The organism is Tianweitania sp., assembly GCF_032053605.1.
In the GTDB taxonomy this organism is placed as follows: domain Bacteria; phylum Pseudomonadota; class Alphaproteobacteria; order Rhizobiales; family Rhizobiaceae; genus Tianweitania.
Window position 1 is genome coordinate 1 of the sequence record NZ_DAMBUH010000028.1, and the last position, 13,533, is coordinate 13,533.

The 13,533-nt window shown below is 61.1% G+C and carries 9 protein-coding genes; 5 read left to right on the plus strand and 4 right to left on the minus strand.

Annotated elements, in window-relative coordinates; all coding sequences use genetic code 11:
* Positions 1 to 85: 85 nt before the first annotated feature.
* The 3 genes from aroQ to RTX98_RS08915 all read right to left on the minus strand — a co-directional run bounded on the left by aroQ (position 86) and on the right by RTX98_RS08915 (position 2,855).
* On the minus strand, positions 86 to 523 hold the full coding sequence (aroQ, locus tag RTX98_RS08905) for a type II 3-dehydroquinate dehydratase (RefSeq protein WP_312796053.1): 438 nt from the start codon (positions 521 to 523) through the stop codon (positions 86 to 88).
* Between the two features lie 107 nt (positions 524 to 630).
* Positions 631 to 1,419 (minus strand): DsbA family protein, encoded by a 789-nt coding sequence (locus RTX98_RS08910; protein ID WP_312796054.1) that lies wholly within the window; start codon positions 1,417 to 1,419, stop codon positions 631 to 633.
* A 38-nt stretch (positions 1,420 to 1,457) separates the two neighbouring features.
* Entirely contained in the window at positions 1,458 to 2,855 is a 1,398-nt protein-coding gene (locus RTX98_RS08915) for a M48 family metalloprotease (protein ID WP_312796056.1), read from the minus strand.
* A 99-nt stretch (positions 2,856 to 2,954) separates the two neighbouring features.
* On the opposite strand from RTX98_RS08915, the gene RTX98_RS08920 reads away from it, so the two are divergent.
* Together RTX98_RS08920 and RTX98_RS08925 are read left to right on the plus strand one after the other, a co-directional pair.
* Positions 2,955 to 4,133: a pyridoxal phosphate-dependent aminotransferase gene (locus RTX98_RS08920; protein ID WP_312796058.1), complete on the plus strand. Its 1,179-nt coding sequence runs from the start codon at positions 2,955 to 2,957 to the stop codon at positions 4,131 to 4,133.
* A 65-nt stretch (positions 4,134 to 4,198) separates the two neighbouring features.
* Complete coding sequence (locus RTX98_RS08925; protein WP_416223092.1) at positions 4,199 to 4,444, plus strand: hypothetical protein; 246 nt, start codon at positions 4,199 to 4,201, stop codon at positions 4,442 to 4,444.
* A gap of 89 nt (positions 4,445 to 4,533) precedes the next feature.
* Here RTX98_RS08925 and RTX98_RS08930 read toward each other — a convergent pair whose 3' ends face one another.
* Positions 4,534 to 7,701, minus strand: coding sequence for an Rne/Rng family ribonuclease (locus tag RTX98_RS08930; protein ID WP_312796060.1), 3,168 nt, complete (start codon positions 7,699 to 7,701; stop codon positions 4,534 to 4,536).
* Between the two features lie 658 nt (positions 7,702 to 8,359).
* Between RTX98_RS08930 and RTX98_RS08935 the strand changes: the two genes are divergently transcribed.
* The 3 genes from RTX98_RS08935 (at position 8,360) to prfB (ending at position 13,487) form a co-directional block, all read left to right on the plus strand.
* A complete protein-coding gene (locus tag RTX98_RS08935) occupies positions 8,360 to 9,592 on the plus strand; it encodes an N-acetylmuramoyl-L-alanine amidase (protein WP_312796062.1) in 1,233 nt (410 codons plus the stop codon).
* Between the two features lie 195 nt (positions 9,593 to 9,787).
* Positions 9,788 to 12,232: a penicillin-binding protein 1A gene (locus tag RTX98_RS08940; protein ID WP_312796064.1), complete on the plus strand. Its 2,445-nt coding sequence runs from the start codon at positions 9,788 to 9,790 to the stop codon at positions 12,230 to 12,232.
* 123 nt (positions 12,233 to 12,355) lie between these two features.
* Positions 12,356 to 13,487, plus strand: a protein-coding gene (gene prfB / locus RTX98_RS08945; protein ID WP_312796065.1) for a peptide chain release factor 2 whose coding sequence is annotated in 2 segments (ribosomal slippage) — positions 12,356 to 12,421 and positions 12,423 to 13,487 — 1,131 coding nt in all. Because the reading frame shifts where the segments join, the coding sequence is not laid out codon by codon here.
* The last annotated feature ends 46 nt before the right edge of the window (positions 13,488 to 13,533 follow it).

Sequence of the window (13,533 nt, forward strand, 5' to 3'; positions counted from 1 at the left end):
GCGAGATCGCGGATGAGTTGCTGATCGATGCCGTTTGGCTGGTTCGCCATGTCCGTTGTGTCCTTTGTCATAGTCTCTGCGTCGCTCATGACCGTGCCGCCAGGGCTCTGAGCGCCAGCAGATAGCCGATCGGTCCGAGACCGCAGATTACGCCCAGGGCAACCGGCGACACCATGGAAGTGTGACGGAAGGCTTCGCGGGCATGGATGTTGGAAAGATGGACCTCCACCACCGGAAGCGCACCGATCGAGCGGAGCGCATCATGGATGGCGATGGAAGTGTGGCTGTAAGCGCCCGGATTGATCACGATGCCGGCGGCAGTGTCGCCGGCTTCCTGGATCCAGTCGACCAGAACGCCTTCATGGTTGGTTTGCCGAAAGTCGATGACGAGGCCGAGCGCCTGCGCCTCGGCGCTGCAATCCGCCTCGATCGCACCCAGGCTCTTGCCGCCATAGATGCCGGGCTCGCGCTTGCCCAGCATGTTGAGGTTCGGACCGTTGAGAACAAAGATCGGCTTCGACATCACGTTTCCCGGCGCCCGCGTTTGCAGGCACAACCGCGCCCTCTATAAGGGCCCGCACCGCGATCGAAAAGAGCGATCAGGGCTTTTTCCCGTTCAAGAGCGATGGCTTAGTTGATCGCCGTTGCCGCTTCGACCTTGCTCTTCAGCGCATCGGCGCCGATTGCGCCCGAAACCACTTCGTTGCCGATAACATAAGCCGGCGTTCCGCTGATGGAGAGCTTGTTGGCGAGCTCGAAGGTCCGCGTGAACTCTTCGATGATGGCCGGGTCCTTCATGGCCTCTCGCAAGGTTGCCTCTTCGACGCCCATGCTGCTGGCCACACGCAGGGCCGAGGCCTCCCCGGCGCGACCGCTGCCGCCGAGAAGGCGCATGTGGAACTCGGCATATTTCTCAGGTGCTACGCGCTTGAAGGCGGCGGCAACCATATGGGCCTGCTGTGAATCCGGGCCAAGGATGGGGAATTCCTTCATCACGAAGCGCAGGTCCGGATCGTCCTGCACCATGGCCTGCATGTCGGCCAGCGCATGTTTGCAGTAGCCGCAATTGTAATCGAAGAACTCGACCACCGTCTTGGTCGCTTTGGGATTGCCGATGATCGCATCATTGGCCGACTGGTAGATCGCGGCCTTTTCGCTCTTAAGAACGTCCGCCTGCTGCTTCTGCTGCGCTTCCTGATCGCGCGCGTTCAAGGCAGTCTGAACTTCCACCAGGATTTCGGGATTGGAAAGCAGGTAATCCCTGATGATCGATTCGGTCTGCGCGCGGTTGTCCACCTGCGCCACAACCGGGGCAGGCTCTCCCGTCGAAAACGCATGAACCCGACCGGCCGCATAGCCGCCGCCAAGCAAGGCGAGCGCCATCACGGTGCCGGTTAGTCCCAGAATGATCTTCTGCATAGTTTGAGCCTTCACGATCTATGGTGCGGAGCGAGCCACTAATTCTTCAGCTTGGTCCGCGAAGAGATGATGTCCTGCGCACGGACCCAGCCGGGCGATCCTCGCTTCAGCCGCTGTTGCGCACGTGCGGCAAAGATCATCGCGTCTTTGTAGTTGCCGGAATAATAGTGGCCCTCGGCCGTAGCTAATTCGGCTTCACCGATCGCGCCGGTCTGGCCATAGGCCTGTGCCAAGAACTTGTAGCCGTTGATATATTCGCGGTCGCGGTCGAGACCCTGCTGCAAGGCAGTTGTTGCCTGCTTCAAGGCGTCCGGCTTGCCGGTCGCCAGAAGCGCCTGCCCGTAGGCGACCTGCAGAATGCCGGAGCGATTGGGATCGAGCTTGACGGCGGTTGCGAATGCCGTCGCTGCCTCGCCCGGCCGGTTGGCGCGCATCAGCACTTCGCCGCGAAGCTCATGCAGATACGGGTTCTTCGGCATCGTCTTGATCAGCGCGTCGACCTTCTGCAACGCGTTGGCGGGGCTGCCATAAAGAAAGGTCGTGAAGGCGTCGCCATAAGCCGTCGCCGGGTTGTTGCGGTCGCCCTTGAACAAGCGGCCCGCAGCACCCTGGTCGCGCGTGTAAGCGGCAATCTTTGCGCGCATGCGGTCATGCCGCTGCTGCAGTTCCGGAGCGTCCACCTGGTTGAAATAAGGGCTGGATTGCGCGAGTTCGGTCAGGTTGGCGATGCGATCACGCGGCATCGGGTGGCTGATCTGGTAAGGATCGACACGCGTACCCGCGAGCGCCAAAGCATTCTGGAAGCGCTGGAACGTCGATAGCATGCCCTTGCCCGACTGTCCGGTCGCTTCGAGGTAGCGGATGGCGGAACGGTCGGCGGTAATCTCTTCCGTACGCTGGTAGCCAAGTACGCTGCGGCGGGCCACTTCGGAACTGCCCATGGCAACGCCCATGCCGGCTTGGCCGAGCCCGTTTGTTCCCGACACCGCGCCACCCACAGCTGCGCCCATGCCGAGGATGCCGGCGACCACGGCCGCCGTTTGCGCGCGCGCGATCTGATCACGCAAACGCTGCTGGTGGCCGCCTGCAATGTGGCCGGATTCGTGGGCAAGAACGCCGATGATCTCGTTGGGCGTTTCCGCCGTCATCAAGGCGCCGGTATTCACGAAGATCCGATTGCCGGCCACAAAGGCGTTGAAGCTCGGATCATTGACCAGAACGATGCGAATGCCGGAGTTTCCTAGCCCGGCTGCCTTGAGGATCGGCTTGGCATACTCGGCGACCAGTGCCTCGATTTCGGCGTCGCGCACGATCGGCACATTGCGGCTCTGGGCGGCCGCAGGCGCAATGCCCGGAAGAACCAGCGCAGCGCCGAGAAGGCCTGCGATGGCACCGCGCTTGGAAGACTTCAATCGCTGCAGACTGGCTCGGATCATGATCGATGCTGGTAACGAAGGATGCGGGGGAAAGAAAAACACGCTGCGGTTACTCGTGAACTTGTGATCCTCATACCATTTCGGCAATTGTGCGGCGCCATGATCGAGTCGCCAAAGCCTTTCACCCGCTCGCCATCGCTTCGCAGCGCCGTGGAGCCCTTCCATGCCATGGATATTCTGGCGGGAGCGAATCGTCTGCGCGGGGCCGGAATCTCCGTTATCTCCTTGGCCGTCGGTCAGCCGTCCGATCCAGCACCGGAGATCGTGCGGGAAGCCGCAGCGCGTGCGTTGAAGGATGGGCGCATCGGCTACACCGACGCGCTGGGTCTGCGGAGCCTGCGTGAAGGCCTCAGCCGGCATTATGCCAATCATTACGGCGTGTCTGTTCCGGTGGAACGCATCGCCGTCACCACCGGCTCGTCAGCCGGCTTCAACCTTGCATTTCTGGCAATGTTCGATCCCGGTGATCGCGTAGCCATCACTGCGCCCGGCTATCCGGCCTATCGCAACATTCTTCGCGCATTGGGGCTTGAAGTCACCGAGATTTCGCTCGGCCACGAGCCTTATCTTACGGCCGAGCGTCTGCGTGCCGTCCATGCCGAGAGCCGCCTCGACGGTCTGCTTTTCGCAAGCCCGGCTAATCCAACCGGCGCCGTAATCCCAGCAGATGCGCTGCGCGACTTGGTTCAAACGGCAGCGGAGCTGGGGATCTCGACGATCTCGGACGAGATCTATCATGGGCTTTGTTATACCGGCCCCGATGTGACGGCTCTCGCCTTCGATCCCAACGTCACCGTTATCAACTCGTTTTCCAAATACTATTGCATGACCGGCTGGCGCATCGGCTGGATGGTTCTGCCTGAACATCTGGTGCGGCCGATCGAGCGGATCGGGCAAAGTCTTTATATCTCCGCCCCTGAGTTGTCACAGATCGCAGCCGTTGCGGCCTTGACGGCGCAGGAGGTTCTGGAGCCGATCAAGTCGCGCTACGAAGCTAACCGCACCTATCTGCTCAAGCGACTGCCTGAACTCGGCTTCGGCATCGCTGCCCCACCGGATGGTGCGTTCTACGCCTATTGCGACGTGTCGCGTCACACCAATGACAGCATGGATTTCGCCAGAGCGATGCTCGCGCAGGCCCATGTCGCCGCCACGCCTGGCATCGATTTCGATACCGGCGAGGGACACCGCACCATGCGATTCTCCTATGCCGGAAGCATGGACGAAATGATCGAGGCCACGACCCGCATCGAACGCTGGCTCTCTGAGCGAAGCTGATCCCCGCACTTGCCTGAGCCGCGGGATCTCCCCAGATCATGCTTAAGCGAATGTGGGAGATGGCGATGCGCAAGGGTATATGGATGATGCTGGGTCTGGCTCTTGTCGCCGCCGGCTGCCAGACAATCACGCCCGAGGAACGTCGCGCTCGTGACGAAGCGGAGTGCCGCTCCTATGGCTTCACCAAGCGCAACGATGCTTTTGCCGAGTGCCTCCAGCGACTGGAACTCGACCGTCGTGATGCACGACGCGAAACGCTTCGCTACGACCCTTGGCCGATGTATCGCAGCGGCTTCGTCATCTATCGCTAGAAGTACCCCATATAGTCGAATGGCCGGGAAATGCCCCGGCCACTCGCTGTTTCTGTGCTGCGAAACACGCGTTCCGCGTCGGAGATTGCTTAGAAAAAGCTCTTGCGCTGCCACCAGCCGCCCTTGCGCGGCGCCGGCGCTTCTTCCGTAGCCTCGCTCGAACCGGTCGAAGTCACAACAGGTTCAGCCTGCTCGTCCGACCCAGTTGTCCGTCGGCGCGACCGACGAACGGGCTCCTCCGTCAACTCTTCCGCTTGAGGTGCAGCGTCCGGTTCAGCCTGTTCTGCAGATGCAGCGGATTGCAGTTCCGGCGCCTGTTCCGGCGCAGCAGCCGCTTCCGAAGGTTGCGCCTCGGAAACCACGTTTTCAGAGGTGCTTTCGGCGGGTGCCGCTGCTTCTTCAGCCGCAATTGCCTTCCTGCTACGGCGTGCGCGCGGACGCTTAGCGGGAGCGGGGGCCTCCTCAGGAGCGGCAACCGCGTCGCCCGTCAAGGCTTCTGCTGCAGCCTGTTCCGTCGGCAAATCGACTGCAAGAGGCTGCGTTTCCGCGGTTTCCTGCGTCGACTCTGGCGCGATTTCCTCGGCAGCTGGAATCTCGCCTTCCGGATGGATCCCGGCAGCGGCTTCGGCCGTCACCTCTGCGAGGTCGGCCTGCTCGGCATCCGGTGCGGCGGCCGTTTCAGCCTCGTCACCATCCTGCGCTGCGACGGCTTCGTCGCCTGTCTCGCCGTCTTCACGACGATTGCGGCGACCGCCGCGCTTGCCGCGACGACGCTTCTTGTTGTCACCTTCAGCTTCCGCATCGGGCTCAACAGGCTCAGCACCGATCTCCGCATCCTCATCGGCAGCCGGCGCTTCATCGGCGTTGGAAGCCAGGCCATGATCGCCGGTAACGGCAGGCGTCACGACGTGCTCGGCATCGCGATCGCGTCCACCACGACGGCGCCGACGGCGCTTGCGCTTGCGATCGCTGTCGCGCTCACCTTCCTTCGCTTCGCTTTCGTCCTGGCTTTCCGCCTCGGTCTCGACAATCTCATCGTCGAGCTCGTCGTCGAAAGGCTGCATTGGCTCGTCGTCGAGCTCATCGACAACCGGCTCGTAGCTCGGCGGTGCAATGATCACCGGGTTCTCGACGGCCGCGCCGCGAGTGATCGCATAATGCTGCGTGCCCAGCGTTTCATCCGCCTCGATCGAGATGGTGACGCCGAAACGCTTTTCCATCTCCACCAGCGTCGAACGCTTGTGGTTGAGCACGTAGAGCGCGGTGGAAACCGGCGTACGAACCGTAATGTGCGAACGGTTGTCCTTGAGGAGATACTCCTCGATGCCGCGGATCACATGCAATCCGACCGATGACTCGGAACGGATATGGCCAGTACCGCCGCAATGCGGGCAGGTCTGCGTCGTGGATTCCAGCACGCTGGCGCGAATGCGCTGACGCGACATTTCCAGCAGGCCGAAATGCGAGATCCGGCCGACCTGAATGCGGGCACGGTCGTTCTTCAGCGCATCTTTCATGCGCTTCTCGACGGCCCGGTTGTTGCGGTTCTCCTCCATGTCGATGAAGTCGACCACGATCAACCCGGCAAGATCGCGCAGACGGAGCTGGCGCGCGACCTCATCGGCTGCTTCCAGATTGGTCTGGAGCGCGGTGTCTTCGATCGAATGCTCCTTGGTGGAGCGGCCGGAGTTCACGTCGATCGCAACCAGCGCTTCGGTCTGGTTGATGATGATGTAACCGCCCGACTTCAGGTTCACCTGCGGCTGCAGCATGCGATCCAACTGCGCCTCGATGCCATTGCGGGCAAAGATCTGCACGGTGTCGCGATAGGGCTGAACCACCTTGGCGTGGCTCGGCATCAGCATGCGCATGAAGTCCTTGGCCTCGCGATAACCCTGCTCGCCGGCCACCTGAATTTCGTCGATATCCTTGTTGTAGAGGTCGCGCACCGACCGCTTGATCAGCGAGCCTTCCTCGTAAACGAGGGCAGGGGCCGTGGACTGCAGCGTCAGCGTGCGGACATTCTCCCACATGCGCATCAGATATTCGTAGTCGCGGCGGATCTCGGCCTTCGTGCGGCTTTCACCGGCCGTGCGCAGGATCACGCCCATGCCCTGCGGAACTTCGAGCTCCTTGACGACATCCTTCAGACGCTTGCGGTCTTGGATGTTGGTGATCTTGCGCGAGATACCACCGCCACGAGCGGTATTCGGCATCAGCACGGAATAGCGGCCAGCCAGCGACAGATAGGTGGTGAGTGCAGCACCCTTGTTGCCGCGCTCTTCCTTGACGACCTGCACCAGCAGGATCTGACGGCGCTTGATGACTTCCTGGATCTTGTACTGACGGCGATTGGCGCGGCGACGCGGCTGCGCTTCCTCGATCGCATCTTCGGCGCCGACGGACTCGACTTCATCCGCCGGATCCTCGTGATCCTGCTCGGCGTCGTCGGAAGCCGGTTCGTCGCTCTCCGCGTTGCCGAGTGCTTCGGGCTCACGGTCGTCTGCTTCCGAGCTGGACGTTTCCGTCAGCTCTTCCGAGATGACTTCGCCTTCGATGACAGCCGGCATGGCCGATCCGGAACCATCCTTCGATGGCTCGTCGTGGTTCTGGTCGTCTTCTTCCGACGAATTACCGCCTTCTTGGTCGGCAGATGCGTCTTCCTGCAAGGCAGCAGGCGCGTCGCCGGTTTCGACAGCATCGCGCTCTTCAGCTGCGGCGTTCTCCTCCGCTTCCGCTAGCGCGGCCGAGCTGAAGGAATTCGACAGGAAGGACGCGCTCTCAAACGGCTCGATCTCGGCGAGCGTCTCGTTCGATCCGTTCGACTCGCCCTCTGCGGTTTCGCCCCTTGCGCCTTCCGAGGAAGCGGATTTGCGATCGTCTTCGCGATGACGGTTTTTGCCGTTGCGGCCGCGACGGCGACGTCCGCCGGAGCGTTCCTCTTCTTCTTCCTGTTCCTCGGCTTCAGCCGCTTCAGCATCTGCGCGCAGCAGCGCCTGACGATCGGCCAGCGGGATCTGGTAGTAGTCGGGATGGATTTCACTGAAAGCGAGGAAGCCGTGGCGGTTGCCGCCATATTCCACGAAAGCCGCCTGAAGCGACGGCTCCACCCGCGTCACGCGGGCGAGGTAGATGTTTCCGCGAAGCTGTTTCTTGTCCTGCGATTCGAAATCGAATTCTTCGATCCGATTACCGCGGGTAACGACGACCCGTGTTTCCTCCGGGTGGGAGGCGTCTATCAGCATCTTGTTGGGCATAATCAAAGATCTCCCCGGCAACCGGCCACCGGGACGCCATCAAAGGCGGATCTTCCTGGCTGGACGGCACGCGTGTGCCGGATATTGTCACGTCCGCGATCCACAACCGGTGCGCATGGTCGGCTCCAACCGCAGCCAACGCGGCGCGGTTTCGATTGGAGGGGACCTGATATGCGCTGACCAATCGCGTTCCTCGCGAAAAGATTAAATCGAGCCCGGCAGGGCGCCGGACCAGCTTGTTCGCTCAAATGAGCCGGCGCAGAAAAATCCGGCCGTTTTCCTCAAACCCGGCCTCATAAAATTTGAGATGCCGAGCCGAAATACGTTGGGGCAAAAACGACGCCTGTTGCCCGCCTTGCGGCGTGGCTCACGGCGTACGACGGAAGCGTGTACGGCACGCGAACCTAGCTACCATCAGGTCCAAAACAGGACCGACATTGCTGTCACCCAGTCTCGCTTGTATGATTTGGGTTGTCCTAAAGCAACCTTTTTCGCCGACCTGTTTCATATGGGCACGCATCGCTCGAGCGGCAACGCTCGCTTAACCATCGTCGATTACCTGTGCTTAACTATCGATGGGTCAAAGCCAGCCTCAAAGGTGCCGTTTTCAGGCTCAACGAGGGCTCTGGCCTAACCTGCGGCAGGCGACGAGGGGCGTATGAACTTCCGCATTTTCGAGGGTGTCTGGACAACTCTCACCAGCGCAGTCCTTGCTTTGGGACTGGGGTTGGCGCTGTCGATTGCGCAGCCGGCTACTGCCAAGCCGCTGGAACTGCGCGACCTCGCAATCGCCGGCGATTCGCTGAAAACACGCATGCTGTTCAGCCTCGATGTCGAAGCCGAGCCCAAGCTGATGCTGCTGCGCTCGCCGCACCGCCTCGTGATCGATCTGCCGGAAGCCCGTTTCCGTTTTGACGAGAAGGCCTTGAAGCCCCGCGGTCTCATCACCGGCATCAAATATGGTCCGATCGGCGAGGGCATGTCGCGGATCGTGGTGAGCGCCAAGGGTCCGTTCAAGATCGTCGACTTCAACATGCTGGCCAATGAAGAAAAGGCCGGCAACCGAATGGTGCTCGATCTCGAAGCAGCGTCGGAGCAGCTTTTCGATGCCGCTCTGGCTGAACAAGCGACATCAACCGGATCGACCACACCGTCGCTGCCGAAGAACGCTGAAGGACAGACGGCGCAGAAGGCTGAAAAGCGGTTCACCGTCGTGATCGACCCCGGACATGGCGGCATCGATGGCGGTGCAAATGGCCTGTCCGGCACGGTGGAAAAGGACATCACGCTCGCATTCTCCAGGGAGCTTCGAGACCAGCTGGCGAAGGTCGGCGATCTCGACATCATCCTGACCCGCGATGGTGACCAGTTCCTGCGGCTCGACGAGCGCGTTCGCTTTGCTCGCGAAAAGAATGCCGACCTGTTCATCTCCATCCACGCCGACACGATCCGCCTGAAGGGGATCAGCGGCGCGACGGTCTACACGGTTTCTGATCGCGCTTCGGATGCTGCATCGGCCGCCTTGGCCACGCGCGAAAACCTGTCCGACCAGCTTGCGGGCATCAAGATCGAGGACGAGGATCATCAGATCGCCGACATCCTGGTCGACCTCATCCGACGCGAGACGCACTCCTTTTCGATGAGCTTTGCGAAGACCCTGGTCGGGGAATTGAAGCAGTCGGTGACAATGATCAACAATCCCCACCGCATGGCTGGTTTCCGGGTTCTGCGCGCGCCGGACGTGCCGTCCGTGCTGATCGAACTCGGCTACCTCTCGAACGAGAGCGACGAGAAGCACCTGCTGGACAGCGAGTGGCGTTCCAAGGCTGCCAAGGGCATCGTGGATGCCGTTGTGCAGTTTGCAGGACCGCGCATCGGTAGCAGAGGTTAGATTCCTAGCCAGCCTATGATATAGGGTTGCCGCGAAAGCACACCGTTTCGATTAATCCGAGAAGGCAGCGGCAAGAACGAGTTTGCCGTATTTTGCCCATATCGGCCGGGTTAATCGCCACACCGAGTGTTGCGTCGCACGATTCTGCTCGGCTTTCGCCGACGCGCTTCGCGGTATCCTTGGACTGGAGTGGGAATGATTAGGCTGATCGGCTACTTCTTTGGTGTAGGCGTAGCGCTGGCTTTGCTGGCGGCCGGAGGCGTCGCCCTCTACATCACGAACCTCGCCAAGGATCTGCCGGATTACGAGGTGCTCGCGAAATATGAGCCACCCGTAACCACGCGCGTTCACGCATCTGACGGTGCGCTGATGGCTGAGTTTGCGCGCCAGCGTCGCCTTTACCTGCCGATCCAGGCTATCCCCGATCGTGTCAAGGCAGCGTTCCTGTCGGCAGAAGACAAGAATTTTTACACGCACCCGGGCATCGACATCGAAGGCGTCGGCCGTGCCGTGCTCGTGGCGATGAAGGGAGGACCGACGCAAGGTGGCTCCACCATCACGCAGCAGGTCGCCAAGAACTTCCTGCTGACGAATGAGCAGACGATGGAGCGCAAGGTGAAGGAAGCCGTGCTGTCCTTCCGCATCGAGCAGGCTTATTCGAAGGATCGCATTCTCGAACTCTATCTCAACGAGATCTTCTTCGGTCTCGGTTCATATGGCATCGCCGGTGCAGCGCTGACTTATTTCGACAAGTCGGTGAACGAGCTGACCGTCGCGGATGCCGCTTATCTCGCTGCTTTGCCGAAGGGTCCGACCAACTACCATCCCTTCCGCCACACCGAGCGCGCGCTCGAACGCCGCAACTGGGTCATCGACCAGATGGTCGAGAACGGCTACGTTTCGCGCGAAGAAGGCGACAAGGCCAAGGCAACCGACCTCGGCGTCAAGCCGCGACGCGGCGGCACTTACATCTTCGCAGGCGAATATTTTACCGAAGAAGTGCGCCGCCAGATCATCGCCAAATATGGTGAGGACACGCTGTACGAAGGCGGTCTTTCGGTGCGCACCACGCTTGATCCGACCATGCAGCGCATGGCGCGCGGCGCCTTGCAGCATGGCCTTATCAAGTACGATACGCTTCGCGGCTATCGGGGCCCTGTGACGTCGATCGATGTCGCAGGCGACTGGGGCAAGCCACTGGGCGAAGTCAAAGGTCTGGACGACGTTCCGGAATGGCAGCTTGCAGTCGTGCTGAAGGCCGGTAAGGATGGGCTGACTGTCGGCTTGAAGCCCGGCCGTGAAGTCTCGGGCGATCTGAAGGCTGAGCGCAACGAGGGCTTCGTTTCAGCAGCCGACATGAAGTGGGCGATGCGCCATGTCGCCAATGGCAAGCGTGTGACGGCAAAGTCGCCGGCCGATGTTGTTGGCCCCGGCGATGTCGTGTTTGTCGAGCCCAAGGGAGGCGACACCAAGAACCTGATCCTCCGCCAACCGCCGCAGATCGAGGGCGGCATGGTCGCCATGGATCCGCATACCGGCCGCGTGCTGGCCATGGTGGGCGGGTTCTCCTACTCAAACTCCGTGTTCAACCGTGCCACGCAGGCGATGCGTCAGCCGGGATCATCCTTCAAGCCGATCCTTTACGCGGCTGCCTTGGACAATGGTTACACCCCGGCGTCCGTGGTGATGGATGGTCCGATCAGCATCAAGGTCGGCAACTCCGTTTGGGAGCCGAAGAACTATGGCGGTGGTTCAGGCGGTCCTTCGACGCTGCGCACCGGCATCGAGAAGTCGCGCAACCTGATGACGGTTCGTCTGGCCAACGACATGGGCATGGAACTTGTGGCCGAATATGCCGAACGCTTCGGCGTTTACGACAAGATGGCGCCGCATATTTCGAATTCGCTCGGCTCGGGCGAAACCACCGTCATGCGCATGGTTTCGGCCTATTCTGTGATGGCAAACGGCGGCAAGTCGATCAAGCCATCGCTGATCGACCGGGTTCAGGATCGCTACGGCCGCACCATCTTCCGCCACGAAGAGCGCACCTGCGAGAACTGCAACGCGCAGCAGTGGGACAATCAGCCTGAGCCGACGATCATCGACAATTCCGAGCAGGTCCTCGATCCGATGACGGCCTATCAGATCACCTCGATGATGGAAGGTGTGATCCAGCGTGGTACGGCCACGACGATCGCCGAACTCGGACGGCCGCTGGCAGGTAAGACCGGCACCACCAATGATGAACGCGACGCCTGGTTCGTTGGCTATTCGCCTGATCTCGTGGTCGGCCTTTACATGGGCTACGACAACCCGCGCCCAATGGGCAAAGGCGCCACCGGCAGCGGCTTGTCGGCTCCGATCTTCAAGGAGTTCATGGCCGAGGCTTTGAAAGACACGCCGATCGTCGACTTCCGCGTACCGGAAGGCATGAAGCTGATTGCCATCGACCGTAAGACCGGCATGCGTGCGGCAGAGGGCCAGCAGGGCACGATCATGGAAGCGTTCAAGCCCGGCACCGGCCCCGCCGACAGCTACTGGGTCATCGGCATGGATGAGAGCGGCGCGGAGCAGTCGCGTGAAACCATCTCGCCATCGGCCAATCGCGCCATCACATCGGGTGCCGGCGGCCTTTACTGAGCCGGCACGACCTCGCTGGAAGCAGGCGCGTCGCGTAACCGGCGCGCCTTTTTCTTTACAGGCGCCGGACGCCTCCCTATGGTCCGGCGCAATCATCCCCGAACGATTTGCAGGTGGAACTTCATGCGTGCGGAAACGCAATCGATTGTCGACGAAATCAAGCAGGGCATTGGCCTGCTGAGGAGGCATCTTTGACTGGGATCAGGGCCTCAAGCGTTTAGACTACCTCAACATGCGCGCCGAAGATCCGGCGCTGTGGAATGATCCTCAGGAAGCGCAGAAGCTGATGCGCGAGCGCCAGTCGCTCGACGACAGCATCAAGGCTGTGCGTAGCCTCAGCCAGGGTCTGGAAGACAATATCGGCCTGATCGAGCTCGGCGAAGAAGAGGGCGACAGCTCAGTTATCGAAGAAGCCGAAGCCGCCATCCGATCGCTGAAGGGCGAGATCGCAGCGCGTCAGATTGAGACACTTCTGTCGGGCGAGGCGGATGCCAACGACACCTATCTCGAAGTGCATTCGGGCGCCGGCGGTACCGAGAGCCAGGACTGGGCGTCCATTCTCATGCGCATGTATACGCGCTGGGCTGAGCGCCGTGGCTTCAAGGTCGAGATCCTCGAACTGCATGACGGCGAAGAAGCCGGCATCAAGTCGGTTACCCTCATGATCAAGGGGCACAATGCCTTCGGCTGGGCTAAGACCGAGTCGGGCGTTCATCGTCTGGTGCGCATTTCGCCCTATGACAGCAACGCGCGCCGCCATACGTCGTTCGCCAGCGTGTGGGTCTATCCGGTCATCGACGATTCGATTGAGATCCAGGTCAGCGAATCGGATGTCCGCATCGATACTTACCGCTCATCCGGCGCAGGTGGTCAGCACGTCAATACGACCGACTCGGCCGTTCGCATCACCCATCTGGCAACTGGCATCGCCGTAGCCTGTCAGGCTGGCCGTTCGCAGCACCAGAACCGTGCCAAGGCGTGGGAAATGCTGCGCTCGCGTTTGTACGAAGAAGAGCTGAAGAAGCGGGAGGCGGCAGCAAACGCGACTGAGTCGTCCAAGACCGAGATTGGCTGGGGCCACCAGATCCGGTCTTACGTCTTGCAGCCCTATCAGCTCGTGAAGGATCTTCGCACCGGGCACGAAAGCACCAGCCCGTCCGATGTGCTGGACGGCGAACTCGACGACTTCATGGAAGCGTCGCTTTCGGCCAAGATCAATGGCGGAGCCGCAGAGCCGGTCGCCGACATCGACTGATCGGGCATTCGTTTTCGAAACCTCAAAATGGCGGCTTCGTCCGCCA

What these genes read in the sequence shown, in the direction of transcription:
- aroQ (WP_312796053.1), bottom strand. Translation starts at nt 523, where the DNA reads ATGTCGAAGCCGATCTTTGTTCTCAACGGTCCGAACCTCAACATGCTG.
- RTX98_RS08915 (WP_312796056.1), bottom strand. Translation starts at nt 2,855, where the DNA reads ATGATCCGAGCCAGTCTGCAGCGATTGAAGTCTTCCAAGCGCGGTGCC.
- RTX98_RS08910 (WP_312796054.1), bottom strand. Translation starts at nt 1,419, where the DNA reads ATGCAGAAGATCATTCTGGGACTAACCGGCACCGTGATGGCGCTCGCC.
- RTX98_RS08920 (WP_312796058.1), top strand. Translation starts at nt 2,955, where the DNA reads ATGATCGAGTCGCCAAAGCCTTTCACCCGCTCGCCATCGCTTCGCAGC.
- RTX98_RS08925 (WP_416223092.1), top strand. Translation starts at nt 4,199, where the DNA reads ATGCGCAAGGGTATATGGATGATGCTGGGTCTGGCTCTTGTCGCCGCC.
- RTX98_RS08940 (WP_312796064.1), top strand. Translation starts at nt 9,788, where the DNA reads ATGATTAGGCTGATCGGCTACTTCTTTGGTGTAGGCGTAGCGCTGGCT.
- RTX98_RS08930 (WP_312796060.1), bottom strand. Translation starts at nt 7,701, where the DNA reads ATGCCCAACAAGATGCTGATAGACGCCTCCCACCCGGAGGAAACACGG.
- RTX98_RS08935 (WP_312796062.1), top strand. Translation starts at nt 8,360, where the DNA reads ATGAACTTCCGCATTTTCGAGGGTGTCTGGACAACTCTCACCAGCGCA.